The organism is Comamonas sp. Z1, from assembly GCF_008121555.1.
In the GTDB taxonomy this organism is placed as follows: Bacteria; Pseudomonadota; Gammaproteobacteria; order Burkholderiales; family Burkholderiaceae_C; genus Comamonas; species Comamonas thiooxydans.
On the sequence record NZ_VOQT01000004.1, the window covers coordinates 383,728 to 410,179 of the forward strand.

The following is a 26,452-nucleotide window of genomic DNA, read 5'->3' on the forward strand; positions in this document are numbered from 1 at the left end:
CGAAAACTATGGTTAATGCGAGCATCAAAATTCATAGCAAAATGCACACTATAACCATAGAAACCCACTTCTTAAGTGGGTTTTTTGTTGTCATAAAGCCACCGCCGAATCTGCCCAAAGCGGCGTGTTTTGTACCCTACGGCCTCGTCATAGAACCGTCGCACTGTGCTTTCGTGGACGCCATAAGCATCGGCAATGTCGCGCAATGAGATGCCACAGCCCACCAGCTGAATCATTTCGTTTTGGTCAGCAAGTGGAATCCTGCTCGGCCTTCCAATCATCTTTCCGCGCTTAACGGCCTCGAGCTGGCCGGCCATGCAGCGCTCACGAATCAGGCTGCGCTCAAACTCGGCAACGACTCCCAAGATTTGCAGCACCATTCGGCCCATTGGCGTGCCTATATCGATAGGCTCTGTAAGGCTCAAAAGCTTGGCTCCACTCGCCTGAACATGTTCTGCGATACGGATCAAATCGCGCAGGCTCCGTGCCAGTCGATCAAGCTTGTAGACGATCAGAGTGTCGCCAGGCTTTAAAGACTGCAGCAGCGCTTCGAGCTCGGGCCGCTTCTTGACTGCAGAACGCTTTTCTCTAACGACCTGGTCGCACCTGGCATTGGCAAGAGCCGTGTCCTGCAGAGCCGTATCTTGTTCAATGGTGCTGACGCGGGCATAGCCGTATCTCATCTCTCACTCCCTCTTTTAGAAAAAACATCCGGTTTATCAGGACGCGCAGCAACCGCTCTGCAGTGCATGAAAAAAGCCCCGCGAAGGGGGCAATTGGTTTGCGCGAGCTGCGACGCACACCTGGTGCAGTGCGTGGGGTTCTGCCTGGTCAAACGTTGACATCAGGGGCGCGGCCCCCGATACCCCCTAAATAACCATCAGCTATTTCAAATCTGAAAATTTGAATGGCCACAAATCTAAAGCCGACCAGAATCGACTAAGCGCGCCGTGCGGCCGGCCTTGGCGATGTCGGCCATGGTGGCCTGCTGCTGGTACTGCGGAGCTCGGTACTCGGCAACTTCTTGGCGCTGCTGCTCCTGATGCTCAGGCTCTGCACCAGTACGCAGAGGCTTGTCGCTACGACCGCCACCGCCAGAGTCGATCACGATAGGCTTGTTATCCGTGCCTGCTGGTGCGTTCGGTGCATCGCAAGTGACCATACGCGAACCGCCACCCTCCCAGCTCAACTGGGCGATGCAGTGGGCCTTGTATGCGACCTTGTAGCCCGCGGCTTTCATGTCGTCGCTGTTGAGGTCGAACATGCGCCTGGTGCCATCACTGATGACGAATGTGTACCAGTGCTTGCCGTGCTTGAGGATCTCGCCAGTGACGTGAATGCTTTTACCCTTCAGTGGTTCCTTATCTTCAGCTTTGGCCTGCTCTGCGTCCTGGCTCTGTGCACTGGCCTGAGTGTTCTTGGGCGTAGCCGTAGGCACTACAGTCGCCGCAACAGGGCTTGCAGCCGGTGCAGTGGCCTTGGATTTTGGCTGCACCTTTTTGTTGCCCCAGACGTCTACATCAGGCTTGGGCCAGAAGGCCCAAACGACCAGTCCGAGCGTCACTGCAAGCCATGCCCATTTCGCGCGGTTGAAGTAGACGATCAGGGGCTTGACGTCCGTCATACCCGCTTCAGAGGTGCCGCTACTTTGCGTGTTGCTGCGGTACAGCCCAAAGTACTGCTTTTCGTATTTGCGTTGATTCTGCTGGATCATCGCGCCGCGATAACCTGCATGCACCTTGCGAATGTACTCATCCTTGTTACCCAGGATGTCTGCCTTGCGGCACTTGATGAGCGTTGCGACGAGCTGGGCGATTGGCTGGTTAATGTCGCGGAAGCTTTGCGTCATCAGAAGCACTTCAGCGTTGTAGTGCCGATGCAGCTTGAACCACTGCACCACGCTATCGGGCGTGCCGAGCTTAGGCAAAGCCACATGGCACTCATCAATCACGTACAAAGGCCCCTCCCCCTTCGGGCCGCGCCAGTCGCTGTAGTAGTCCCAGACCGTGCCAAACGTGAACACGTTTTCTGACTGCTGGACCGGTTCACGATCTTTCCAGAGCTTAAACGCTTCCTGCTCAGCAATGTTCGCCGCGTTCCATTCACCGATCTGCGGAGCAGGCCTCGTGCGAACCTCAATGAGCTGCCGATAACTCGGGTCGATAGCCGCAAACGCATCGACATTCAGCGGCAAATTGGTGATGACCTTGCGCCCGGCCTGGAGCGCCGGAAGCACGTGATAAGCCACTGCTTCATAGCTCTTGCCAGAGCCTGGAATACCTTCGATGCCGTTGATCATGAACCAAGCCTTGTGAAAGGTATGAGCTGCAGCAGCAGACGAATACCAAGCGCCGCGACGACGATCGCAGAGGCCGCGCCAAGGCCCATCAGACCCATGACATTCAGCAGCTCAGGAGGCAGCTGGCTCCACGCTCCAAACGCGCCATTCAGGCCCGAAAGATCCACCGCATTCATTGCGGTGACAGCGATGCCAAGCAAGCCATCAAAGCCCCAGCAAACAAGGTCTGAGAGCATGTCCCAGCCGGCCTTGAAAATGGCCACAAACAGGCTGCCAAACCACGCAACAATTGCAGCAAGCTTGGCAAATAGTGCTGTAAACGCTGCTGCCATTTCAGCCTCCCAACACAATACGGCGAGCCGAAACTGCAGCCATCAACAGCAGGATGTATTTGCAGGTATCCCAAATCCAGCAAGGCATAGGAACCTGATGCGTTCCGTAATCAGCCCATGAACCAATGCTCAAATCCAGATCAAAGCTTGGGCATGTACCGCCATTGAGCGAGGTCGGCATGAGCTGCTCAGCCAGGCTAAACAGACCACTGCTTTTGAACTCTTGACTACGTTGATTCCAGACGCCAGAAAGGCCCTCTGGGTATTTCTGCTCATAGAGCTTAGGTAAATCGCCAAGCGCCGTATCAGAGGGCATCTGATCGTCTTTATCGTCCTCAACCTCTTCAGTCTTGGTCTCAGTCGTTGTGACGTTAGTCGTATTGTTAGTGATGTTGGTAGTCGTGTTATTAACCGTCGAATGAGAGACGCTGCTACCCGAATATGTGATCGGGTGAGTTGCCGTTGTGGTGGTGGTTTTTGTACCTGGCTGAGTTTGAGAAGACGGTGTACCAGGCGGAGCAACAGTCGTTGTACCAGGCACAAGCTGCACACCCTCGGTCGCCGTGGTTGACTTGCCTTTTACGCTGGCAGGGCCGTTTATCTCAACGCCATTGCTCGGGTAGTCCTGAATGATTCTTCGAGTGTCGGGATACTTCAGCATCTCTGCGAGAGCAACTGACGAGGACGTGGGCCAGCCATCGCGCGACGCAATCCAATCCTCAATCTCCTGCTCGCTCATTTCCGTAAGAGGCTTGGTGCTGGTGCAGACCCCTTTGTCAACGTAGTAGCCAGGCTTGCAATCTGAAGGCGCAATGCGGATGACAGAGAACGGCTGATTTACATTGCCATCTGCTTTGACGTAACGGCACGCTTTAAGGTCAGGCCCGAAATCAACGAGTTGCTGAAATTTCCAGTTATCAGGCCCCTCTGGCGTTAGGGCAACGCATGCCGCCTCAGGGCCGTAATAGGCACCTGTATGAGTGTAGTTCTGGCGCCAGATATAGCCATCTGATTGAGGATAGTAGGCATCGCTCTCCTTTCCTGCGATCAACCGTCCATCAGAGCCAATAGACGCATTCTTGAGGCCATAGTCGATAAGTGCCTCCAGGGCAAGGCCCGCAATAAGACCACTTGGGCCGCCCGCAACCTTGGCAGCCCTTATCAGACCTCGCGCAATGTTCCTCTTAGGAATTTTTACACTCGCAGTGACATCCGCACCAGTGCCGATAGGAAGACGACGAGTGGTACTGACTTTAGGCTCAACATCCGAAACGCTCTGCCCCGTTACCAGCGCATCAGAGATAGGCACCACACGCTTGATGGTGGAGTTGGTTTCGTTAACCGGCGTGTAGTTATAGGTGTTGGTCTGCTGAGCCACCTCAACGATTGGCACATTGGTTGGTATTTGCAGAGGCGCAGCAACAGCAGAGCCGCAGGCGAAGGCAGCCATGCCAACGCAAAAGCCTTGAGAGAGCTTAATCATCACATCCTCGCAAGGCTGAAAAAGCAAAGCGCCCCGATCGCGCCGATCAGCGCAAAAGCAGCGTGAACGACAACGACCAGGGCGACAATGAGCATGACCGGGCCTTAGATCTTGCTGATGATGCGCTTGACGATGCTGGGGCCCTTGATGACCAGCGCGATAGTCACGATCACCGCAGCCATCGCCAGAACCTTTGCAGAAATGCCGGACAGATCCACACCATCAAACAGGCTGTCAATACCAGCACCTTCAGCGCGAGCAGCAGTCGCCATCACCATTGCACCGACAGCCAGGGCTGCTTGTGCACCACGAGCGCGCAGGGCGCGCAGAGTGTTGAACTTCTTCATAGGATTTCCTCTCTTCAAATCAGTGCGAACTTGCACCAGGGAGCAGGCACAGCGCCCGCTCTCGGCTGCAATCTCAAATGCCGCGAATGAGCTTGAGCACGAGGCCCAACACGTAGCCAGTGATAGCGATGGAGAAGACCAGACCAAAGCCAAGTGCAACGGACTGGCCGAGGCTTTGCGGCGTGATTCCCAGCGCGGCAAGGTCTTGAACGGTGATTTCCGTTATCGCGACCTGGTTGCCGGGCTGGCATGGCGCTTCGATCTGGGTGCAGATGAAGTAGCTCATCAGATGACTTTCATAAAGACATCAATCCTCTGTCACGTCGGGCAGGTCTGAAACCCACTCTTCATAAGGGCGGATGTTGTGTGAGCCACAGACAGGGCAGCCACACTCGACAACCTCTGAAACGGTGAAGCCAAGATTGATCTCTTGGCAGTCATCGCAGCAGGCGGTGTCGTCATCAAGTTCATTGCTCATCGAATAACCTCCTCAAGCGTTGAAGACACCATGGCCATGAGCACCCGCCCGTAAGCCCAGCAGACGGGCAGGAACCACAGCAGATTGAGGGACGCCATCAGGCGGGTACAGCGGCCTTAGCGGACGCTGCAGAGGCTGTTGCAGGCTTGGGCTGAGCGTGTTCGACAGGGCGAGCGCCTAGAACGACTTCCTTGGATTCCTTGCCGTTGCTGACTCGCTCGACATCGAGCTCGACCATGAAGGGCAGCGGGATGTGCTGCATGCGGAACACGGTGTCCGCATCGGGCATCTTCCATTCTTCGGTGGCAATGCCGCCCTTGATGTTTTCGCCGGGTTTGTTGTAGCGGGTATCCAGACGGACTTCTGAGAACAGAGTGCCGCTGTTGATGCCTTCACCGTTGACAAAGCCCTTGAAGGCTTTGAAGCCCGTGACCTTAATGATGTGTGCCATTGCGGCTCCTTTCGATTACTGGCAGCTCGTACCAATCGGGCATGGACACTGGGCCGAGCTTGATTACCCGTGTCCTAGGTTTCATTTGGAGGACGTTGCTTTTAATGGCGATATCAACGCCCATAACCAGCAGCTCGCGGCGGTGGCGGTAGAAGGTGGCGCGGCTCAGCTTGCTGGTGAGGTCATCTCCTGCCTGCCACATGCGGTAGGTAGACAGCACTGCCTTGGGAAGCAACGTGAAGTCATCGGCCTCTGCGCTGCCACGCGTCAGAACATCAGAGCGGCTGTCGAATTCGATTTCCAGTTGCTTCATGTCGAAGCCTCCCAAGTAGTGGCAGCCCATGTCATGCAGCTTGGTCGCCTTGAAGGTCATTTCCACGCGGACAAGGCCCACGGCATCGCACCAGTCCGCAAGCTGGAGCACATAGGGGTTGGTGATGCCTTTTTCGTAGTCCTTGACGGTGCCGTCATTGACCCCCTTGGCGTCCTGTACGCGGCCAGCGTGACGGCGAAGCTCTGGCCCCTTCAGGTAGGCCTTGACGTAGATGCGGCGAGATCCTCGGCCGAAGTCGACGGTTTCCCCATCGCCATAGGTGCCTGTCTTCAGGCGGCTGGCCTGCTGGCCCTGCAGGTGGCGCATGTACGCATAGGCGTCTTCTTTGCTGCCCACGGCGTAATTGCAGGTCATGTCGATGCGGGTGACGATGGCACCCGTCCAGCAGGAACGGGGCTCGCCCTTGAAGTTCGTGAGGTACTTGTCGCCCTCAGTGAACGGAGGCAAGCCCAGCTTGACCAACAGCTTGTTGATGATCGCCAGGCATTCGAGGAACGTGTAGCCGAACACATTGTCAGGACGGCCCCACTTGGAGACGTTGCCCTCAAACCAAACGGTTTCACCATCGCAGCGCACGAACACGGCGGTTTCAAAGCTGCCTTCAATGCGCGACTTCTTGAGCGTGACGGTTTCGACTTCGCCTTCCTTGTCGATACGCATCACAGCGCCGTCAGCGATCTTGGGCAGGTCGGTGCGGAAATGGCGCTGGTACATGGACAGCCAGTCGCAGAAGCCCACCATCTGCACCTTGGTGGGTTGGTATGGCCGCCACTCGGCACGCGTGGAAATGTCCACGACATTGCCCAATTCCGAAGCCGAAAGGGCAGCGGTAGAACTGGTATCTGTCTCAGTGGTGAGACTAAAGTGACGTGTTACAAGCACGTCACGCCCTCCGGGCCCTGCAGCGGACCCTCCCCCGCAAGCGGGGCCCCCTCCGCCGCAGCGCCCTCCAAGCAGCTGCAACGGGCATCACCGCACAGGCGCACTTGCTTGCAAGGAACCGTGAAATGCGCGATTTCCGGCGAGATGGATTCGACGGTCCAGCAGTCCAGGCCGTCCGGAGTCGTCCAGGACGAGCGAATGCGCGCACAGTAGTGCACACCTTGCTTGATGACCTGGACATGTTGATGCGTGATGACCTGGCCGAGCTTTGCAGCCGCGACACAGCGCTCATAGTGCGCGGCGTGGGTGTAAGGCTGGCCGGTCATGAGCAGGCCCTTCGGAAAGCAGCTCGAGCGATCTGCTCAAGCCGGTCTGCCTCGCCCTTAGCCGCAATAGCCAGGCGACCCAAACGCTCAGACTCTGTGCCGTCCCAGCCCTCATAGTGCAAAGCCCGCTGGACGCAGGCATACCAGTAGTCATAGGCAACCTGCCATGCTTGGTACTCAGCAGGCACCACGCGAGGGCCATCGGTGATGAAGAAATCGGCACTCATGCGCGCCCCAGTCGGAAAGCAACGAAGCGCATGTAAACGCGCAACGCAGCGGCAACCTCTTCGCCCTGATAAATGTCCAAATCAGGCGTGCAAGACTGGCCGGGATTTGCAACAGCAGCGTTTAAACGAGCCAGCTCAGCGTAAAGCCAATCCAAGTACTCATTGATTGGGCGATAGATGGTGCCCTCCACCTGGTCGACCTTGGCGGAAGCCGCCAGGCGAGCGCTTTGGTCTTGCTGACCAGGCGGAGGACTTATTGGGGACGTGCGAACGGTTTTAGACATGCTGGCGGCTCCTAGGTTTGTCAGGAGCCGCCTAGCTCTGCTTCTGGCGGTAGGGCGTGCTGTTGATCACTGCATCTGCCCGAGCTGGGTGGCTCCGTCCGCTAACGAGTTGTTAGCAAGCGGAATACTAACGAGTCGTTACCCAAATTGCTAACCAGTCGTCATATCATCCAAAGAGCTTGACGAACGGGAGAAAAAATGGCCTCGACAATCGAACTGTTAGAAATGGCGCTGAAATCGAAGCGAGCAGCCGCATGGTGCCGTGATCTAAATATAAGCACAGCGGCATTTGCGCAAGCAAAAAAACGAGGTCGCCTAAGCCCTCTGCTTGCTGGAAACATTGCTATAGATTTAGGAGAAAACCCAGATCGATGGATGGCCATAGCTGCACTAGAGGCCGAACGAGAAAGCCCCCTGCTGGAGCGTCTAAAAAGCAGCTTGGCCTTGCATAAACCATAGCAGTGCCCGTAGCCAAATCCTTGCATGGCCCGTGCGTCGCTGCATCGGCAGCAGCTCGCGCGCCGGCTCAGTGCGGCTTCACATCGTCCTTGAGCGCGGCCAGGGCCATGTCTTCCACCATGCCAGGGGCGATCAGCTTGATGAAGCGGCCCAGCTTGCCCTTGCCCGTCATCACCACCTCGCGCTGGCGGCGCCTCATGCCGTCGAGTATGAGGCGCGCGCATTCGGCCACCGTCATCGCGCCGTCTTCCTTGAGGCCGCTGACGCCTGCGGCCTCGCCTCTGGCGTTGTAGCCGTGGTAGCGGATGCGCGTATCCACCACGCCGGGGTAGGCCGTGGTCACGCTCACGCCGGCGGGTTTGAGCTCGATGCGCAGGGCTTCGAAGAAGCCGGCCATGGCGAACTTGCTGGCGCTGTAGGCCGTGCGACCCGGCACGCCGATCAGACCGGCCAGCGAAGACACGGCGACGATGGAGCCCTGGCTGGCCTTGAGGTGCGGCAGCGCCGCATGGGTGCACCAGACGCTGCCCCAGAGGTTGATGCGCATCAACCTCTCATACCAGCCCAGGTCTTGTGCGCTGACCTGTTCAAAGAGCGCATGGGCCGAGACCCCGGCGTTGTTGATCAGGGCGTCCAGCCCGCCAAACTGCTGCACGGCTGCGTCGATCAGCGCGCGGCACTGGGCCTCTTCGCTCACATCGGTGGGAACTGTCAGCACCTGCGCCCCCAGGGCCCGGCATTGTTCTGCCACGGCCTGCAGGTTGCCTGCATTGCGTGCGGCCAGCGTCAGCTGCAGCCGGCTTTGATGGGTTTGCGCCAGCTGGCGGGCCATTTCGGCGCCTATGCCGTCCGAGGCTCCGGTGATGATGATGCGGGCCATGCTCTCTCCCGGCCATGCCGCCCGGGCAGCTTGCCCAAGAGCTCAGAAGCAGGCCCAGACCTGGTCTGCGAGTGTGAGCATGAATTCCGGTTGCAGATACAGGGCAAACACCGCCAGCAGCAGCACGAGCACGGCACACCAGATGGAGATGCGTTGCCAGAGTTTGAGCGGCATGGTGGTGTCTCCGGTATCAGGCTGCGCTGGGCGAGCTGCGCACAATGGCGGCCTCGCGCACGGGCAGGTTGACGATGGCGGCAAAAATGCCCAGGGCAATCGAGATGTACCAGACCATATCGTAGTTGCCGTTGATATCGTAGAGATAGCCGCCCAGCCATACGCCCAGGAAGCTGCCGATCTGGTGGCTGAAAAAGACAAAGCCGCCCAGCATGGACAGATGCTGCACGCCGAAGATCTGGGCGATGGTGGCATTGGTCAGCGGCACGGTGGACAGCCACAGAAAGCCCATGGCGGCGCAGAAGGCATAGACCGACCAGGGCGACAGCGGTGCCAGCAAAAAGGCCACGGTGGCCACCGAGCGCAGACCGTAGATGCCCGACAGCAGATAGCGCTTGGGCAGCTTCTGGCCCAGATTGCCGGCCAGATAGGTGCCGAAGATATTGAACAGGCCGACCAGTGCCAGCGAATAGCTGGCCACATGGGGCGCCATGCCGAAGTCCTTCAGATAGCTGGGCATGTGCACCCCGATGAACATGACCTGGAAGCCGCAGACAAAGTAGCCCGCCATCAGCAGCAGAAAGCTGGGGTAGGTCCAGGCTTCCCTGAGCGCTTGGCCCACGGTCTGCTCGCGCTTGATGGGCGTGCTGCCGCCAAAGCCCGGCTCGCGCAGGCCGAAGGCCAGGGCGGCGATCAGCAGCGCGAACAGCGCCAGTATCAGCAAGGCATTGGACCAGCCGAACTGCGCGATCAGCTTGCCCTCCACGGGCACCATGAAGAATTGGCCGAACGAGCCTGCCGCCGCGGCCACGCCCATGGCCCAGCTGCGCCGCGCCACCGGAATCTGGCGGCCCAGCACGCCGTAGATCACGGCATAGGTGGTGCCGGCCTGGGCCGCGCCGATCAGCACGCCGGCGGTCAGCAGGAACATCGTGGAACTGGGAGACAGCGCCATGCCGGCCAGGCCCAGCGCATAGAGGACGGAGCCGCCGATCAGCACCTTGAAGGCGCCGATGCGGTCGGCCAGCATGCCGACGAAGATGCCCAAGATGCCCCAGGACAGGTTCTGCACGGCAATGGCCAGGGAGAAGTTCTCGCGCGTCCAGCCCATCTCCTGGGTAATGGGTTGCAGCCACAGGCCGAAGCCGTGGCGTATGCCCATGGAGAGCGTGACGATGGCGCCACCGCACAGAAGAATCTGCGCCATGGACATGGGGGCTTGAGTTGTCTTTGTAGTCATGCCGTGTGTGCGAAAAAAGGCTTGGGGTGCGGTCAACTTGCCACTTTAACGAAACAAGCTGTTTTGCGCCTGCACAGGCCGTCACATGCGTGGCAGGCTGCCCTGCCAGAATGCGTGACCGGCAAGCTGCGGCGCGGGAGCCGCAGCCGGGCAGAAAAAAATAAAAAGTGAGCGCTTTGCGCAATCTGCGTAATGGATATCGATTTGAAACTATCCATAACGCATGAATGGCAAGCGGTAAATGCTATTGTTTTCAGAGTGTCCGCAGCGATGAAGACCCGGTAAAAACACGTTGCCAAGACAGATGTTCGGGCTTTGTGCAAGAGTATTGGGAGTAAACAACTGTGAATTTATCCAGCTCTCACTCGGAGAGGCTACTACAATCCGCCCCCATGGCAGTCAAACCGTCCAACGAATATTCCGAAGGCTCGATCCGCGTTCTCAAGGGTCTGGAGCCTGTCAAACAGCGTCCTGGCATGTATACGCGCACCGACAACCCCCTGCACATCCTGCAGGAGGTGATCGACAACGCGGCCGACGAGGCGCTTGCCGGCTACGGCAAGAAAATCAAATTCACCATGCATGCCGACGGCTCCTACAGCGTGGAGGACGACGGGCGCGGCATTCCCTTCGGTCTGCACCCCGAGGAAAAGGCGCCCGTGGTGGAGCTGGTCTTCACGCGCTTGCACGCGGGCGGCAAGTTCGACAAGGGCAATGGCGGCGCCTACAGCTTCTCGGGCGGTCTGCACGGCGTGGGCGTCTCGGTGACGAATGCGCTGGCCACACGTCTGGAGGTGCAGGTGCACCGCGACGGCCAGGTGGCCACGCTGGTGTTCTCGGGCGGCGATGTGATCGAGCCGCTCAAGGTGCGCCCTCTGCAGGCCGGCGAGCGCAAGCAGGGCACGACGGTACGTGCCTGGCCCGATGCCAAATACTTCGAATCCTCGGCCCTGCCCATGGGCGAGCTGGTGCATCTGCTGCGCAGCAAGGCCGTGCTCATGCCCGGCGTGGCCGTTTCGCTGATCAATGAAAAGTCGCGTGACACCCAGAGCTGGCAGTTCAAGGGCGGTCTGCGCGACTATCTGGCGCAGAGCCTGCATGGCGAGCCCGTCATCCCCCTGTTCGAGGGCGAGGGCTTTGCCGACAAGAACAACGACAGCTTTGCCGAAGGCGAGGGCGCGGCCTGGTGCGTGGCCTTCACCGAAGACGGTGCGCCGCTGCGCGAAAGCTATGTCAACCTGATTCCGACCACGGCGGGCGGCACGCATGACAGCGGCCTGCGCGACGGCCTGTTCCAGGCCGTCAAGGCCTTCATCGACATGCACTCGCTGCTGCCCAAGGGCGTCAAGCTCATGCCTGACGACGTGTTTGCGCGCGCCAGCTATGTGCTCAATGCCAAGGTGCTGGACCCGCAGTTCCAGGGCCAGATCAAGGAGCGCCTGAATTCGCGCGATGCCGTGCGTCTGGTCTCGGGCTTTGTGCGCCCGGCGCTGGAGCTGTGGCTCAACGAGCATGTGGACTGGGGCAAGAAGCTGGCCGAGATCGCCATCAAGGCCGCCCAGACCCGCCAGAAGGCCGGCCAGAAGGTGGAAAAGCGCAAGGGCAGCGGCGTGGCCGTGCTGCCCGGCAAGCTGACCGATTGCGAGAGCAAGGACATCGCCGTCAACGAGGTGTTTCTGGTCGAGGGCGACTCTGCCGGCGGCAGCGCCAAGATGGGCCGCGACAAGGAAACCCAGGCGATCCTTCCGCTGCGCGGCAAGGTGCTCAACACCTGGGAGGTGGACCGCGACCGGCTGTTCGCCAACAACGAAATCCACGATATCTCGGTGGCGATCGGCGTGGACCCGCATGGCCCCAACGACGAGCCCGATCTGTCCGGTCTGCGCTACGGCAAGATCTGCATTCTCTCGGATGCGGACGTGGACGGCTCGCACATCCAGGTGCTGCTGCTGACGCTGTTTTTCAAGCATTTCCCCAAGCTCATCGAAGCCGGCCACATCCATGTGGCGCTGCCGCCGCTGTTCCGGGTGGACGTGCCGGCGCGCGGCAAAAAGCCCGCCATCAAGGTCTATGCGCTCGATGCGGGCGAGCTCGATGCCATCATCGAAAAATGCGCCAAGGACGGCGTGCCGCGCGAGAAATGCCAGGTCAGCCGTTTCAAGGGCCTGGGCGAGATGAATGCCGAACAGCTGTGGGAAACCACGCTGAACCCCGATACGCGTCGTCTGCTGCCGGTGCAGTTCATGAATCTGGACTTTGCACAGTCGGAGGCCGTGGTCACCAAGCTCATGGGCAAGGGCGAAGCCGCCGCCCGCCGCGAGCTGATGGAGCTGCATGGCGATGCCGTGGAGGTCGATATCTAGGCGGGCGTTGCCAACGTCTGCACTAGCGCTCACCAGCGGTCGATGGAGCCAGCCATGCACAAGCCCATGTTCGATGCCTCACCCAGCCAGCCGCCTGCGCGCGGCGGGTTCGCGTCTGTGCGTTTGCGACGTGCGGTGGCGGCTGCCCTGCTGGCGGGCTTGGGCTGGCTGGCCCTGGCGCCGGCGGCGCATGCCGATCTCTGGGCCTATGTCGACGAATTTGGGGTCACGCACTTTGCGGCCGAGGCGCTGGACGAACGCTACAAGCTGTTCTTCAAGGGCGAGCTCTACGACAGCAGCCAGCCGGGTCTACAGCTCAAGCCGGATTCGGCGGCCGAGGGGCTCAGCGCCCGCACGCGCATGCAGAGCTTTTTCGAGGTCTCGCCGCGCTACAAGAGCGTGAGGCCGCATCTGCAGAAAGCGGCCGAGAGAACCGGCGTGGACTACGACCTGATCAAGGCCGTGATCGCCGTGGAGTCCGGCTTTGATGCCCAGGCCGTCTCGCCCAAGGGCGCCGTCGGTCTGATGCAGCTGATGCCGGCCACGGCAGAGCGCTTTGGCGTGTCGGCCAGCAAAAAGCGCAGCATGCAGCAGCAACTGACCGACCCGGCCGTGAACGTGCCTGCCGGCGCGCGCTATCTGAGCTATCTGATGGACTTGTTCCCGGGCCGGCTCGATCTGGTGCTGGCCGCCTATAACGCAGGCGAAGGTGCGGTGCAGAAGTTTGGCAAGGCGATTCCGCCCTACAAAGAAACAATGAATTACGTCAAGGCCGTCACGGGCATTTACGAGCAGTTGCAGGCAGCCCGGCCCCTGAGCGGCCGGCTGGCTGCGGCCGGTTCGGCTGGCCGCGGCGGCTCCCGCATACGCATGACTCTGCCGGGCGCGGCCTCTGCGGCCGCGGACGCGCAAATACCTTGAGTCGCCGGATCGGCGCAATTTGGAAAATCACAAAGAATTCATGAGCGATCAAACCACACTGGATTTGTCTCAACAAGCCGCTGGCGATGCACTGGACCTGGGTCAATACGCACAGCGCGCCTATCTCGAATACGCTTTGTCGGTGGTCAAGGGCCGTGCCCTGCCCGACGTCAGCGATGGCCTCAAGCCCGTGCAGCGCCGCATCCTCTATGCCATGGACCGCATGGGTCTGGGCTATAGCGGCCCGAATGGCAATACGGCGGCCAAGCCGGTCAAGAGCGCCCGTGTCGTCGGCGACGTGCTGGGCCGCTTTCACCCGCACGGCGACCAGTCGGCCTACGACGCACTGGTGCGCATGGCCCAGGACTTCAATCAGCGCTATCCGCTGGTCGACGGCCAGGGCAACTTCGGCAGCCGCGACGGCGACGGCGCAGCGGCCATGCGTTACACCGAGGCGCGCCTGTCCAAGATCACCGGCCTGCTGCTCGACGAAATCGATATGGGCACCGTGGACTTTGTGCCCAACTACGACGGCAGCACTCAGGAGCCCAAGCAGCTTCCGGCGCGTCTGCCGTTCTCGCTGCTCAATGGCGCCAGCGGCATCGCCGTGGGTCTGGCTACGGAAATCCCGAGCCACAATCTGCCCGAGGTGGCAGCGGCCTGCGTGGCCCTGATCAAGAAGCCGCAACTGCCTGAGGAAGAGCTGCTGGCGCTGATTCCCGGCCCCGACTATCCGGGCGGCGGCCAGGTCATTTCATCAAGCAGCGATATTGCCGATGCCTACCGCACGGGCCGTGGCAGTCTCAAGGTGCGTGCGCGCTGGAAGATCGAAGAGCTGGCACGCGGCCAGTGGCAACTGGTGGTGACCGAGCTGCCGCCCGGCGTGTCGGCCCAGAAGGTGCTCGAAGAGATCGAGGACATCACCAATCCCAAGGTCAAGACCGGCAAGAAGGCGCTGAGCCAGGAGCAGACCCAGCTCAAGGCCAGCATGCTGGCCGTGCTGGACTGCGTGCGCGACGAGTCGAGCAAGGATGCGCCGGTGCGCATCGTGTTCGAGCCCAAAACCGGCAAGATTCCGCAGTCGGAGCTGATCACGGCGCTGCTGGCCCACACCAGCCTGGAGTCTTCGAGCTCGATCAACCTGACCAGCATCGGCCTCGATGGCCGCCCGGTGCAGAAGTCGCTGCGCCAGATGCTGGAGGAGTGGATTGCCTTCCGCTTCCAGACCGTGACGCGACGCAGCCAGCACCGGCTGGAGAAGGTACTCGATCGCATCCACATCCTCGAAGGCCGTCAGGCCGTGCTGCTCAATATCGACAAGGTCATTGCCATCATCCGCGCCAGCGATGAACCCAAGCAGGCCCTGATCGATGCCTTCAATCTCTCCGAGCGTCAGGCCGAGGACATTCTTGAAATCCGTCTGCGCCAATTGGCGCGCCTGGAGGCCATCAAGATCGAGCAGGAGCTCAAGGAGCTGCGCAGCGAGCAGGGCAAGCTCGAAGACATCCTGGGCAGCGAGGCGACCATGCGCCGCCTGATCTGCAAGGAAATCGAGGCCGATGCAAAGACCTTTGGCGATGCCCGTCGCACCCTGATCCATGAGGAGAAAAAGGTGGTGGCCGAGGTCAAGGTGGTGGATGAGCCCACGACCGTGATCATTTCCGAAAAGGGCTGGGTGCGCACGCGCCAAGGCCACGGTGTGGACGCTGCCACGCTGAGCTTCAAGGCAGGCGATAGTCTCTATGGCACGTTCGAGTGCCGCACGGTCGATCAGCTGCTGGCCTTTGGCAGCAACGGCCGGGTCTATTCGGTGCCGGTATCGGCCCTGCCGGGCGGACGCGGCGACGGCCAGCCCGTGACGACGCTGATCGAGCTCGAAGCCGGCACCCAGCTGCTGTACTACTTTGCCGGCAGCGAAAGCACGCAGCTGCTGCTGTCTGGCTCGGGTGCCTACGGCTTCACGGCGAGCGTGGGCGATATGGTCTCGCGCCAGAAGGCCGGCAAGGCCTTTGTCACGCTGGGCGAGGGTGAGACCCTGTGCGCACCGTCGGTGGTGCATGGCGTGCCCATGAATGCGCGTGCCGAGTATGTGGAAGGCGGCGAGCAGGGAGCAGGTCTGCTCAACCCCGCCAGCCATGTGATCTGCGCCTCGGTGGGCGGTCGCATTCTGACCTTCGAGATCGCAGAGCTCAAGGCCATGCCCAAGGGCGGGCGCGGCCTGATGCTGATCAGCCTGGAAGACAAGGATCAACTGGCCGGCGCGGCCGCCTATACGCGCAGCATCCGCCTGGATGGCGTGGGGCGTGGCGGCAAGGCGCGTACCGAGACGCTGGAGATCCGCAGCCTCAACAACGCCCGTGGCAACCGCGGCCGCAAGGGCAAGGCCGCCGACCTGGGTTTCAAGCCCCAGGCGGTGACGCGTGTGGAATAGGTGATCGATACGCCCATGAAAAAAACCGCGTCAGTTTTGCTGGAGCGGTTTTTTTTGATCGGGCTTGAAGAAGGAATGGCAGAGAACGATCCGTGGCGGACGTTTGTGTCGAAGCCGTCAACGGTATCGCTTCGATCTTTCTCGGAAATTGTCACGTATAGATCTTCGTTGCCGCAAATCTCTCGCGCAGCCATGTGGCCGCGGGCCCGCTGGGCCGCTGCTTGTGCCAAACCAGCTCCAAGGCCACTGGGTGCGCCCCTTCGTCGAATCGTAGCGCTGGCATGACGAGGTCCTTGGCGATAGGCGAGCGCGCGATGATGTGATCAGGGATCAGTGCCCAGCCAATTCCTTGCTTGAGGATTTGCAGGATGACCCAATGGCTTTCGACCCACCAGACCTCGGCAGCGACGCGAAGGCGGTGCTTTTCGGTTCCCTCGGACCTCAGGGTCACCATGATTTGGCGGTGACGCTTGAGCTCCTCCCAGTCGACAACGGTGTGCGCAAGCGGATGGTTGCTTCCGCAAACCAGTTTGAGCGGTACCCAGCCAATAGTGTGAAAGCCAAGTTCTGCGGGCAGCGATTCCTGGCGCCACATCACTCCGATATCCGCTTTTCCATCAAGAATCATATTGCTGACATCCTCCATCATGGGGAACAGCAACTCCAGTTCGACATGGGGAAAGAGGCTCGCGAACTCGGCGAATAGCTCTCCCTGCACATGCTCCGGGTAGAGCTCGTCGATGGCTACGACAAGGCGCTTTTCAACATGCGCCTCGAAGCTCGCCGCAACCCCAATGAGGTGTTCGCGGCGATCGAGGATCAGCCTGGCCTCAGCCAGCAGGCGCTCGCCCGCGGCCGTCAACGAGGGGTTGCGCCCGGCACGGTTGAACAGCATCACCCCAAGATCCGTTTCCAGGTTGGAAACCTGGGTGCTGACGGCCGATTGCGCCTTGCGCAAAGCTCGTCCGGCGGCAGAAAACGATCCTTTTTCTGCCGCCGAGACGAATGCTTCCAGTTGATCCATGGATATGCTCATCTATCTGATTTTAAGATGGAAGATAACTTTTCATTATTTGATATCAAGATACATTGCACACCAATCAATGTGATTGGAGAAAAATGATGAAAACGCGCAGCCTTTCTGATCGGGTGCGGCACGCTTTGATGTTCGAGGCTATCGGGTTGATGATCATCATCCCGGCCTCGGCCGCCTTGTTCAACAAGCCCATGACGCACATGGGTGTGGTGGGTATCGGCTCTGCCACGATCGCGACGGTTTGGAATTTCACGTTCAACATCGGATTTGATCGCTGCATGCGGGAGATGTACGGCCATATTCGCAAGAGCTTCAAAGCACGCCTGCTGCACACTGTCTTGTTTGAGGCGGGTCTGTTGCTGATTCTGCTGCCGTTGATAGCCTGGTATCTGAATATGACGCTACTCGATACGCTGGTGCTCGATCTGGCTATCGTCGTGTTCTATCTTGTTTACAACTTTGTGTTCAACGTCGCCTATGACCGTTTTTTTCCGGTCAGGGCAAATAGCCGTCCTCAGGTTGTTTCCAACTTGGGCGAGGCTTCATAGTTCACAGCCCGGCTTGGGTGCCAAGTCTCATGGAGGGGCTGGCTTCATGACGTAGTGCAGGTTTGAGTTGCAGTTACGGATTCCCCGCGCAATCCAGTGTCGGTCTGAAGACTGAATTGGAGCGCCCATCATGTCGCTTGGCTTGGAGGCTAGCCAGTCGCGCTATCCAGCGAATGCCACAAGGCCTGCATCTGCAAGGCACCGAAATCAATGTTCGAAAGTTCTCTATGAAATTCCAGAGCCGCTGGCTCACGCTTGGCGTGGTTTCAACGGCGTTGCTGCTCATCGTCATCGATATGACGGTGCTCTACACGGCGTTGCCGAGTCTGGCGCAGGCCCTGCACACCACGGCTTCGGAGAAGCTGTGGATTCTCAATGCCTACTCTTTGGTGATGGCCGGATTGATGCCGGCCATGGGTGCCTTAGGCGATCGTCTGGGTCACCGGATGGTCTTTATCAGTGGCATGGCTCTGTTTGGACTGGCCTCCGTGATTGCAGCATTTGCTCCCAGCGCTGCTGTACTGATCGCTGCTCGTGCATTGCTTGCCATTGGCGGCGCAGCCATGATGCCGGCCACGATTGCCATTGTTCGTACCACCTTCCATGACCCCAAAGAACTGGCTTTTGCCATTGGTGTCTGGGCGTCTGTGGCCTCTGGTGGCGCTGCGGTGGGCCCGGTCTTGGGTGGAGTCCTGCTGGAGCATTTTTGGTGGGGTTCGGTTTTTCTGATCAACGTCCCAATCATTGCTGTGGCTGCAGTGCTGGCCTGGTGGCTGGTTCCCAAGAGCGCGGGGAATGCGAACGTCACCATCGACTTGCATAGCTGCTGGCAAAGCACGCTTGGCATCATCGCACTGGCTTATGGCATCAAGGAATTGGCCAGGCTCGATAGTCATGTGCTCTTGGCCTGGGGGGCTTTGCTTGCGGGAGCCGTGACATTGACAGTCTTTGTGCGACGTCAACTCCGGCTGCCTCAACCATTGATTGATTTCAGCTTGCTTTCAGTCACCCCCATAGCCATGGGTATTTTTATCGCGCTCGTGGCGTCAATGACGCTGATCGGCTTTGAGTTGGTGCTCAGTCAGAGGCTGCAGTTGGTTCTGGGAAAAAGTCCCCTTGAGGCAGGAGCATTTGTTCTGCCTATCTCCTTGGGGTCTTTCTTCGCAGGACCGTTGGCGGGGGTATTGATTGGACACATTGGCGGTCCGCGTGTCATTGCTGCCGGCCTGGTCATGTGTGCCTCAGGCATCTGGGGATATCTTGGCTTGAACGAGGCAGGCGCATTGTGGCAAGTGGGGGTCCTGGCCTTGTGCGGTGTGGGAATAGGCTTCAGCCTGACCGCCTCCAGCGCGCTGGTAATGACGAATGTGTCAGAAGACCGCGCAGGCATGGCGGGGTCTGTAGAAGGCGTGGCCTATGAGTTTGGAGGAGGGTTGGGGGTGACTATTTTTGGCTCCCTGATGACTGCGGTCTACGTCGCGCATGTACGACACGGCGGTATAGAGGCCATGGCTGGCAGCGGCCTGGACGAAGCGTACCGAAATACCCAACAAGGCATCCAATCTCCAGCCGTTTTACAAAGCGCAATGCAAGCGTTTGAAGCGTCTTTTGCCGCGGTTAGCGGTGTTGTCATCGCGTTGCTTTTTTCTCTCGCGCTAGTCGTTTTGGTGCTGGCTCGTCATTTACCCAAGCAGCAGACGGGCAACTGACTCCAGGCAAGAGGCAGGATTTTGAGGTTGCTCTGCTTTTGCAACAGCGCGCCGCAGCTTTGGTCCAAAGCTGTCGTTTCATAAAGTACGCGTGCGGCGGCTTTGGGGCGCTGAACGGCGACAGTCAAAATCTATTCCAAAGCAGCCCGCCTCGCTGACTCAATTTCGGCCGCCGGGGATTAATGCTTACAGCAGGAAATTCGATTTTGACCTGGGTTGAGGCCTAGCTCGCTCCAGTCCCCGGAGGCCTGTTGATGCAAAGAGCTTTGGCAAAGCTCTTGCACCCATTCACTGCGCTGGCACAGGCAGTGCCGTGAAGGTTTGCGCGGGAGCTATTATCTGGTCGCGGCAGGCGACCAGGGGCAGGTCGCGCTGCCCCGATTCGGTGCGAGAAACCAGGGCATACAAGGTGCTCACGGCCCTGGACACGGCATCGGGCACGGCGCGCCCTTGAATCAGATGGCCCAGCAGCACGGCCGAGAACACATCGCCCATGCCGTTGGGCAGAGGGTGCAGGTCGATATAGGGCGTCTGTACCAGCCAGGACTTGTCGGCAGTCACGGCCAGCGTGGCCAGTTGGTCGGCAGGCAGATCGTCGGTGCGCAGGCTGGTAATGACGATCAGGGCCGACGGGCTGTGATGCAGTTGCGTCAGCATGGCTCGGGCCGCCTGGGTGGCCGCTTCCGCGGTGCTCAGCGGCTGGCCGCCGCACAGCAGCTCGAACTCGTAATGGTTGGGCGTGATGACGCTGGCCTGGGACAGCGCGCGCTTGCGCAGAAAGTCCGGGATGCCGGGGCGCACAAACACGCCGCGCCCCACATCGCCCATGACCGGGTCGCACAGATAGTGTGCCTTGGGCTGGGCGGCGCGCACCTCCTGCACGGCGGCCAGAATGGCTTCGCCCACACCGGCATCGCCCAGATAGCCCGAGAGCACGGCCGTGCAGCGCGCCAGCACGCCGCGGGCGCGCAGGCCGTCCAGCACATCCTGTACATGGGCCGGCGTGAAGACCTGGCCCTTGAATTCGCCGTAGCCCGTGTGGTTGGAGAACTGCACCGTATGCACGGCCACGGGTTCTATGCCCAGCAGCTGCAGCGGCAGCATGGCGGCGTCGTTGCCCACATGGCCGTAGGCGACATGGGATTGAATGCTGAGAACCAGCGGGGGTGCCTGCGTGCTGGGCATGAGGGCTCTTTCGTGAGTGATCGAGATGCTTGCGGCAAGCATCGCGCTGCAAAGATAAAGTGAGCTGCTTGCGTTTGCCAATCAATCAATTCAGATAGTTTTGTATCTGAACTCTATGAATGGCAAGCGGTATTAGCTCACTTTATGTGTGTGAGCGGAAGTCTCAGCCCAGCTCGGCCATCAGCTCGATTTCCACGCAGCAGCCCAGGGGGATCTGGGCCACGCCGAAGGCGCTGCGGGCGTGCTTGCCGGCTTCGCCGAAGACTTCGCCCAACAGTTCGCTGCAGCCGTTGGTGACCAGATGCTGCTCGGTGTAGCTGGTGCTGGAGTTGACCAGGCTCATGACCTTGACGATGCGCTTGACGCGATTCAGATCGCCGCCGCAGGCATGCTGCAGCGTGCCCATCAGATCCACGGCCACGGCGCGGGCTGCCTGCTTGCCTTCTTCGGTCGTCATGTTCTCGCCCAGCTTGCCGACCCAGGGCTGGCCGTTCTGCTTGGCGATATGGCCGCTGAGGAACACCAGATTGCCGGTCTGCATATAGGGCAGGTAGGCGGCTGCAGGCATGGCCACTTCGGGCAGGGTGATGTTCAGGGCTTTGAGTTTTTCATAGACGCTCATGACGGCTCCAAAAAGTGCGAGGCTAAGGATCGACAAGTTTGACACAGCAGCGGGCCCGGGCATGGATCGCCTTGGCACAGCGGCCATAGCTTTTGAATTGATAGCTGCTCGCATAATGAGAGCAAGTGTTTGATGCCGTTTTGGTGTGCGAGACAGGGCAGGGATAGTCGCAATGCTGGGCGCGGGCGCTCGCTCCTAGCATGACAGCATGCCGCTCCATCAGACTCCAAGCTCTCAGCATCACCGCCTGTCGTGGCTGGCGCCGCTCTGGGGTTGTGTGCTGGGCGCTGCATGGCAGGTGACCCAGGCCAGGCTGTGGCATCTGTCGCTCTACCAGATCTTGCTGGCCTGGGGTTTGCTGACACTGCTGTTTGCATGCAGATGGCGTGGCAGACCCTGGCAGAGCTGGTGGCTGATGCTGTTGGGTGCTGCCTGCTGTGTGGCGGGGGGGACGGGTTGGCGTGCACATGCTTATCTGACGCAGACCCTGCCACAGGCGCTGGAGGCGGTGGACTTGCAGGTGGAAGGGCGGATTGCCTCCATGCTGCAGAACCAGGCCAACGGCCAGCGCTGGCGTTTTGTGGTCGATAGTTCGGATGCCGGCGTGCCAAGGCTGCTGGAGCTGTCCTGGTATGGCCCGTTCGGGCAGGTGCCGGACGCCAGCCAGCCTCTCGTCCCTGACTGGGCCCAGGGCATGGCGTTGAGTCCCGGCCAGCGTTGGCGCTTCACGGTGCGCATCAAGCGCCCGCATGGCTCGCGCAATCCGCACGGCTTTGACTATGAGCTGCTGGCCTGGGAGCAAGGAGTGCAGGCCACGGGCTATGTGCGCAAGCAGCCCGCGCCCGAACTGCTGGCCGTGACAAGCCAATATCCGCTGCAGCGCTGGCGACAGGGCTTGCGCGATCGCATTCAGGGCGAGGCATTGCGCTTGCAGCGCTGGTTGCCAGGTGGCGGTGCAGAGCATGCACAGACCGCTCTGGGTGTGGTGGCTGCGCTGGCCGTGGGCGATCAGCAGGCGATTGACCGCAAGGACTGGACCCTGTTCCGTCAGACAGGTGTGGCGCATCTGATGAGCATATCGGGCCTGCATATAACCATGTTTGCCTGGCTGGCAGTCTTGATCGTGGGCCGTGTATGGAGGCTGAGTGCGCGCGCTTGTCGTTGGATGCCTGCCCCGCGCGCGGCCCTGGTCATGGGCGTGTTACTGGCGGCGGCCTATGCCTTGTTCAGCGGTTGGGGCCTGCCTGCGCAACGCACGATCTGCATGCTGGCCGTAGTGGCGCTGCTTCAATGGCTGGGCGTGCGCTGGCCCTGGGCCTGTGTATGGCTGCTGGCACTGGCGGTGATTGTTGTGGCCGATCCCTGGGCGTTGTGGCAGGCTGGGTTCTGGCTCAGTTTTGTCGCCGTCGGTGTATTGCTTGCTTCCAATTCAGGGGCCGTTAGCGCTGAAGCTGCAAGCGCAAAAAAACGATTTCTCGCACGATTGAAGGAATTGTGGCGCGAGCAGTGGCTGATCTCCCTTGCCTTGGCACCACTGGGTCTGTTGCTGTTTGGTCAGGTGTCCGTCGTGGGCCTGCTGGCCAATCTGCTGGCCATTCCCTGGGTGACATTGGTGGTCACGCCGCTGGCCTTGCTGGCTGCCGTGCTGCCCATGGCGGCAAGTGCTGCTGCCGTCGCCATGCTGCCCTTGATGAGCCTGCTGCAGTGGCTGGCTGCGCTGCCCGGAGCCGTATGGGCCTTGCCGCAGCCTGCCTGGTGGGCCAGTGTGCTGGCAATAGTCGCCGGACTGCTGGTGATTGCGCCTTTGCCACTCAGGTTGCGGCTGGTGGCGGCCATATTTGTTTTGCCAGCCCTGTTTTGGCCTCGATCATGGCCGCGTGCGGGCGAGTTTGAACTGCTGGCGGCGGATATCGGCCAGGGCAATGCCGTCATCATCAGCACAGCCAGCCATCGTCTGCTCTATGACGCAGGGCCTCAGTACAGCCGCCAGAGCGATGCCGGCGAGCGTGTGCTCCTGCCGCTGATGGCCGCGAATGGCATGCAGATTGATGCCATGATGCTCAGTCACAGCGACAAGGATCACACAGGTGGAGCTCTGGCCGTCAAGGCGGCTCAGCCTCGCGCGAAAGTCTGGGGCTCGGACTCGGTGATTCAAGCCCCGCAACTGGCGGGCCTGGCTCCGGTTCAGCGCTGTACACAGGGGCAGCACTGGCAATGGGATGGTGTGACGTTTGAAGTGCTGCACCCGCCTGCAGGAGAGGCCTGGCTCAATGGTCGCAAGGCCAAGCCGAACTTTGGCAGTTGCGTGTTGCGCCTGCGTTCGGCCAGCGGGCGCGTGGCCCTGTTGGCCGGAGATATCGAGGCAGCGCAGGAGCAGCAACTGTTGCAAACCAGTCTGGACGAGCCTGTGGACTGGCTGCTGGTGCCTCACCATGGCAGCAAGACTTCATCGACCGAGTCCTGGGTCAACACGCTGCGGCCGCGCTGGGCGGTGGTGCAGGCGGGTTATCGGAATCGCTTCGGGCATCCGGTGGCAGCTGTGGTGCAGCGCTATCAGGCGGTGGGCAGCCAGCTGGTGGCTCAGGATCGCTGCGGCGCAGCCTACTGGAACTCTGCTCAACCTGAAAAATTGGAATGCGAGCGCTTGATTCGGGCGCATTATTGGGATGTCCATGCCATTTCCAAGGAGCAGCCCTGAGAAACTGGCATGGAGCTTGCATTGATGCTGTACCGCTTTCGGGCGGATGCAGACATGCATGGTTGCACGCTCGTTGCCTGGCAGCTTGTCCGGTGCGGCGTCGCTAAACTGAAATCCGTGGCTTGCCTGCGTGAGCAGCGGCAAAAATAGAGAGGACAAGATGCGCACATTCGATGAGATGTATCTGAGCTTGCCCGCCGAAGGTGGTGCGGTGCGAGACCACTATCGGGACTATGCGCAGTGGCTGGGCAAACAATCGCAGGAATATCTGCGAGCGCGCAGTGCCGAGGCGGAAATCGTTTTTCGCCGCGTGGGTATCACCTTTGCCGTCTATGGCGACAAGGACGAGAGCGGCGCCGGTACGGAGCGCCTGATTCCGTTCGATTTGATCCCCCGCATCATTCCGGCCCATGAGTGGGCCAGCATGCAGGCCGGTCTGGCTCAGCGCGTGAAGGCGCTCAACTGCTTTATCCGTGATGCCTACCATGGCCAGGACATGGTGCGCGCCGGTCTGATTCCGACGGAGCTGGTGCGCGGCAACAGCCAGTACAGGCCCGAGATGGAGGGCATTCAGGTGCCCAACGATGTCTACGCCAATATCGCCGGCATAGACATCGTGCGCGCGCCCGATGAGCAGGGCAACGGCGTCTATTACGTGCTCGAAGACAATCTGCGCGTGCCATCGGGTGTTTCCTACATGCTGGAGAACCGCCGCATGACCATGCGCCTGTTCCCCGAACTTTTCGGCAAGCATGCCGTGGCACCCGTGGCCCACTATCCCGACATGCTGCTCGACACCCTGCGTGCCAGCGCACCGTCGGGCGTGCTGGAGCCCACGGTGGTGGTGCTGACGCCGGGCATGTACAACAGCGCCTATTTCGAGCATGCCTTCCTGGCCCAGCAAATGGGGGTGGAGCTGGTCGAAGGGCAGGATCTGGTGGTCGAGAAAGACGTGGTCTATATGCGCACCACCCAGGGGCTGCAGCGTGTGGACGTGATCTACCGCCGTGTGGACGATGATTTCCTCGACCCCGAGGTCTTCAGGCCCACATCGACGCTGGGCTGCAAGGGCCTGATGCGGGCCTACCGCGCAGGCAACGTCAATATCTGCAATGCCGTGGGCACGGGCCTGGCCGACGACAAATCGGTATATCCCTATGTGCCGGAGATGATCCGCTTCTATCTGGGTGAGGAGCCCATTCTGCAGAACGTGCCGACCTGGCTGTGCCGCAAGGAGGACGACCTCAAATACGTGCTCGACCACCTGCATGAGCTGGTCGTCAAGGAAGTGCACGGTGCCGGCGGTTACGGCATGCTGATCGGGCCGGCGGCGACCAAGGCCGAGATAGAGGCCTTCCGCCGCGTGCTGGTCGGCAATCCTTCGGGTTATATCGCGCAGCCCACGCTCTCCCTGTCCACCTGCCCGACCATGGTGGAAAAAGGCATAGCGCCGCGCCATATCGACCTGCGGCCCTTTGTGCTCACGGGCACCGAGGTCAATATGGTGGCCGGTGGACTGACGCGTGTGGCGCTCAAGCAGGGATCACTGGTGGTGAATTCGTCTCAGGGCGGCGGAACCAAGGATACCTGGGTGCTGGAAGATCAAGGGGGAGCTCGCTGATGCTGTCACATACCGCAGATCATTTGTACTGGATGTCCCTCTACACCGAGCGGGCGGAAAAAAATGCTGCAAGCATTTTTTCACCAGAATACGGCGCGCGCGTTCAGCGCGTGCGGGGTTCTCTGCCCAAGGAGGGCCTATGCTGAGCCGTACTGCCGATCATTTGTATTGGATGTCTCGCTACACCGAGCGGGCGGAGAACACCGCGCGCATGCTCAGCGTGGCCTATGAAACCGCCATGCTGCCGCAGGCCATCCATGATGCGCACCGTGGCTGGCAGAGCGTGCTGTCCATCAGCGAGCTGATCCCGGCCTTCAAGGCTCAGTTTCCCGTGGTGGATCGTGAGTCGGTGCTGCAGTTCATGGTGTCGGACGAGGCCAATCCGTCCTCCATCTTTGCCTGTCTGAAGGCTGCACGCGAGAACGCGCGTGCCGTGCGCGGTGCGCTGACCACGGAGTCCTGGGAAACGCAGAATCAGACCTGGCTGGCGCTACAGCGCCACTTCGGCAAGGAAGCCTGGAAAAAGGATCCGGCGCAGTTCTTCGAATGGGTCAAATACCGCTCACACCTGTGGCGCGGTGTGTCGCTGGGCACCATGCTCAAGGACGAGGCGCTGCACTTTGTGCGCCTGGGCACCTTTGTCGAGCGGGCCGACAACACGGCACGTTTGCTGGATGTGAAGTTCCATTCCATAGAGCGCGACTACCACGGCATGCCTCGCGGTCGCGCCCTGATGAACTTTGACTTCTATCACTGGAGCGCCTTGCTGCGCAGCGTCTCGGCCTTCGAGGTCTACCGCAAGGTCTACCGCGATGTGATCACGCCCGAACGCGTGGCCGAGCTGCTGATGCTGCGCGCCGACATGCCGCGCTCGTTGCTGGCCAGCATGCATGAGGTGGTCAAGAACCTGGAGCGCGTGGCCAACGACCATTCGCAGGAAACCACGCGCAAGGCCGGGCGCCTGCTGGCCGACCTGCAATACGGCCGCATCGACGAGATACTGACCACCGGCCTGCACGCCTATCTGACGCAGTTTCTCGACCGCGTCAACGATCTGGGCTCCGGCATCAGCCGGGACTTCCTGATGCCGACCTGAGACAGGCTGCGCTCAAAACAAAAGCG

The 26,452-nt window shown here is 60.3% G+C and carries 27 protein-coding genes; 10 read left to right on the forward strand and 17 right to left on the reverse strand.

Going from position 1 to position 26,452, the window contains the following annotated elements; translation table 11 throughout:
• Positions 1 to 71: 71 nt before the first annotated feature.
• From FSY45_RS10665 to FSY45_RS10710, 11 genes are all read right to left on the reverse strand, one after another.
• Entirely contained in the window at positions 72 to 683 is a 612-nt protein-coding gene (locus FSY45_RS10665) for a recombinase family protein (RefSeq protein ID WP_148748062.1), read from the reverse strand.
• 236 nt (positions 684 to 919) lie between these two features.
• Complete coding sequence (locus FSY45_RS10670) at positions 920 to 2,299, reverse strand: zonular occludens toxin domain-containing protein (RefSeq protein ID WP_148748063.1); 1,380 nt, start codon at positions 2,297 to 2,299, stop codon at positions 920 to 922.
• Positions 2,296 to 2,631: a DUF2523 family protein gene (locus FSY45_RS10675; protein ID WP_148748064.1), complete on the reverse strand. Its 336-nt coding sequence runs from the start codon at positions 2,629 to 2,631 to the stop codon at positions 2,296 to 2,298. Before FSY45_RS10675 ends, FSY45_RS10670 begins: the two co-directional genes overlap by 4 nt.
• Before the next feature lies 1 nt (position 2,632).
• The gene (locus FSY45_RS10680; protein WP_148748065.1) at positions 2,633 to 4,114 is read right to left on the reverse strand and encodes a hypothetical protein; all 1,482 of its coding nucleotides are present in this window, start codon (positions 4,112 to 4,114) and stop codon (positions 2,633 to 2,635) included.
• 104 nt (positions 4,115 to 4,218) lie between these two features.
• On the reverse strand, positions 4,219 to 4,461 hold the full coding sequence (locus tag FSY45_RS10685) for a hypothetical protein (protein ID WP_148748066.1): 243 nt from the start codon (positions 4,459 to 4,461) through the stop codon (positions 4,219 to 4,221).
• A 73-nt stretch (positions 4,462 to 4,534) separates the two neighbouring features.
• The gene (locus FSY45_RS10690; RefSeq protein WP_148748067.1) at positions 4,535 to 4,747 is read right to left on the reverse strand and encodes a hypothetical protein; all 213 of its coding nucleotides are present in this window, start codon (positions 4,745 to 4,747) and stop codon (positions 4,535 to 4,537) included.
• Between the two features lie 21 nt (positions 4,748 to 4,768).
• Positions 4,769 to 4,939, reverse strand: coding sequence for a hypothetical protein (locus tag FSY45_RS27815; RefSeq protein WP_187427551.1), 171 nt, complete (start codon positions 4,937 to 4,939; stop codon positions 4,769 to 4,771).
• Positions 4,940 to 5,036: 97 nt separating this feature from the next.
• A complete protein-coding gene (locus FSY45_RS10695) occupies positions 5,037 to 5,390 on the reverse strand; it encodes a hypothetical protein (RefSeq protein ID WP_148748068.1) in 354 nt (117 codons plus the stop codon).
• Positions 5,374 to 6,519 carry a phage/plasmid replication protein, II/X family gene (locus FSY45_RS10700; protein WP_255443300.1) on the reverse strand — a complete coding sequence of 382 codons (1,146 nt, stop codon included), beginning with the start codon at positions 6,517 to 6,519 and terminating at the stop codon, positions 5,374 to 5,376. Before FSY45_RS10700 ends, FSY45_RS10695 begins: the two co-directional genes overlap by 17 nt.
• A gap of 77 nt (positions 6,520 to 6,596) precedes the next feature.
• Entirely contained in the window at positions 6,597 to 6,932 is a 336-nt protein-coding gene (locus FSY45_RS10705) for a hypothetical protein (RefSeq protein WP_148748069.1), read from the reverse strand.
• 223 nt (positions 6,933 to 7,155) lie between these two features.
• Positions 7,156 to 7,443 (reverse strand): hypothetical protein, encoded by a 288-nt coding sequence (locus FSY45_RS10710; RefSeq protein ID WP_148748070.1) that lies wholly within the window; start codon positions 7,441 to 7,443, stop codon positions 7,156 to 7,158.
• A gap of 198 nt (positions 7,444 to 7,641) precedes the next feature.
• On the opposite strand from FSY45_RS10710, the gene FSY45_RS10715 reads away from it, so the two are divergent.
• On the forward strand, positions 7,642 to 7,902 hold the full coding sequence (locus FSY45_RS10715; RefSeq protein ID WP_148748071.1) for a hypothetical protein: 261 nt from the start codon (positions 7,642 to 7,644) through the stop codon (positions 7,900 to 7,902).
• A gap of 67 nt (positions 7,903 to 7,969) precedes the next feature.
• Here FSY45_RS10715 and FSY45_RS10720 read toward each other — a convergent pair whose 3' ends face one another.
• Genes FSY45_RS10720 through FSY45_RS10725 form a run of 3 tightly spaced genes read right to left on the reverse strand, consistent with a single transcriptional unit; the run spans position 7,970 to position 10,169 of the window.
• Positions 7,970 to 8,782: an SDR family oxidoreductase gene (locus FSY45_RS10720; RefSeq protein ID WP_046461279.1), complete on the reverse strand. Its 813-nt coding sequence runs from the start codon at positions 8,780 to 8,782 to the stop codon at positions 7,970 to 7,972.
• Between the two features lie 42 nt (positions 8,783 to 8,824).
• The gene (locus tag FSY45_RS28240; protein WP_003064585.1) at positions 8,825 to 8,956 is read right to left on the reverse strand and encodes a hypothetical protein; all 132 of its coding nucleotides are present in this window, start codon (positions 8,954 to 8,956) and stop codon (positions 8,825 to 8,827) included.
• Between the two features lie 16 nt (positions 8,957 to 8,972).
• Positions 8,973 to 10,169, reverse strand: coding sequence for an MFS transporter (locus tag FSY45_RS10725; protein ID WP_046461280.1), 1,197 nt, complete (start codon positions 10,167 to 10,169; stop codon positions 8,973 to 8,975).
• A 419-nt stretch (positions 10,170 to 10,588) separates the two neighbouring features.
• On the opposite strand from FSY45_RS10725, the gene FSY45_RS10730 reads away from it, so the two are divergent.
• From FSY45_RS10730 to parC, 3 genes are read left to right on the forward strand one after another with little or no spacing between them, the layout of a single operon-like run.
• Positions 10,589 to 12,559: a DNA topoisomerase IV subunit B gene (locus FSY45_RS10730; RefSeq protein WP_003064589.1), complete on the forward strand. Its 1,971-nt coding sequence runs from the start codon at positions 10,589 to 10,591 to the stop codon at positions 12,557 to 12,559.
• Positions 12,560 to 12,613: 54 nt separating this feature from the next.
• The gene (locus FSY45_RS10735) at positions 12,614 to 13,480 is read left to right on the forward strand and encodes a lytic transglycosylase domain-containing protein (RefSeq protein ID WP_003064591.1); all 867 of its coding nucleotides are present in this window, start codon (positions 12,614 to 12,616) and stop codon (positions 13,478 to 13,480) included.
• Between the two features lie 40 nt (positions 13,481 to 13,520).
• Positions 13,521 to 15,911, forward strand: coding sequence for a DNA topoisomerase IV subunit A (parC, locus tag FSY45_RS10740; RefSeq protein ID WP_046461297.1), 2,391 nt, complete (start codon positions 13,521 to 13,523; stop codon positions 15,909 to 15,911).
• Positions 15,912 to 16,062: 151 nt separating this feature from the next.
• On the opposite strand, the gene FSY45_RS10745 is transcribed toward parC, so the two are convergent.
• Complete coding sequence (locus FSY45_RS10745) at positions 16,063 to 16,947, reverse strand: LysR family transcriptional regulator (RefSeq protein WP_012837392.1); 885 nt, start codon at positions 16,945 to 16,947, stop codon at positions 16,063 to 16,065.
• A gap of 86 nt (positions 16,948 to 17,033) precedes the next feature.
• On the opposite strand from FSY45_RS10745, the gene FSY45_RS10750 reads away from it, so the two are divergent.
• Positions 17,034 to 17,495: a PACE efflux transporter gene (locus FSY45_RS10750; RefSeq protein ID WP_003064597.1), complete on the forward strand. Its 462-nt coding sequence runs from the start codon at positions 17,034 to 17,036 to the stop codon at positions 17,493 to 17,495.
• 227 nt (positions 17,496 to 17,722) lie between these two features.
• Positions 17,723 to 19,204 (forward strand): MFS transporter, encoded by a 1,482-nt coding sequence (locus FSY45_RS10755; protein WP_046461298.1) that lies wholly within the window; start codon positions 17,723 to 17,725, stop codon positions 19,202 to 19,204.
• Positions 19,205 to 19,492: 288 nt separating this feature from the next.
• Here the strand turns inward: FSY45_RS10755 and pdxY are convergent, their stop codons facing one another.
• Together pdxY and FSY45_RS10765 are read right to left on the reverse strand one after the other, a co-directional pair.
• Positions 19,493 to 20,389, reverse strand: a complete 897-nt coding sequence (pdxY, locus tag FSY45_RS10760; protein ID WP_148748072.1) for a pyridoxal kinase PdxY — start codon at positions 20,387 to 20,389, stop codon at positions 19,493 to 19,495.
• 163 nt (positions 20,390 to 20,552) lie between these two features.
• Positions 20,553 to 21,011, reverse strand: a complete 459-nt coding sequence (locus tag FSY45_RS10765; protein ID WP_003064600.1) for a RidA family protein — start codon at positions 21,009 to 21,011, stop codon at positions 20,553 to 20,555.
• Between the two features lie 208 nt (positions 21,012 to 21,219).
• Between FSY45_RS10765 and FSY45_RS10770 the strand changes: the two genes are divergently transcribed.
• From FSY45_RS10770 to FSY45_RS10785, 4 genes are all read left to right on the forward strand, one after another.
• The gene (locus tag FSY45_RS10770) at positions 21,220 to 23,709 is read left to right on the forward strand and encodes a DNA internalization-related competence protein ComEC/Rec2 (RefSeq protein WP_046461281.1); all 2,490 of its coding nucleotides are present in this window, start codon (positions 21,220 to 21,222) and stop codon (positions 23,707 to 23,709) included.
• Positions 23,710 to 23,869: 160 nt separating this feature from the next.
• Complete coding sequence (locus FSY45_RS10775) at positions 23,870 to 25,330, forward strand: circularly permuted type 2 ATP-grasp protein (RefSeq protein WP_034392114.1); 1,461 nt, start codon at positions 23,870 to 23,872, stop codon at positions 25,328 to 25,330.
• Positions 25,330 to 25,476: an alpha-E domain-containing protein gene (locus FSY45_RS10780; RefSeq protein ID WP_148748073.1), complete on the forward strand. Its 147-nt coding sequence runs from the start codon at positions 25,330 to 25,332 to the stop codon at positions 25,474 to 25,476. Before FSY45_RS10775 ends, FSY45_RS10780 begins: the two co-directional genes overlap by 1 nt.
• Complete coding sequence (locus tag FSY45_RS10785) at positions 25,470 to 26,426, forward strand: alpha-E domain-containing protein (protein WP_057091689.1); 957 nt, start codon at positions 25,470 to 25,472, stop codon at positions 26,424 to 26,426. Before FSY45_RS10780 ends, FSY45_RS10785 begins: the two co-directional genes overlap by 7 nt.
• The last annotated feature ends 26 nt before the right edge of the window (positions 26,427 to 26,452 follow it).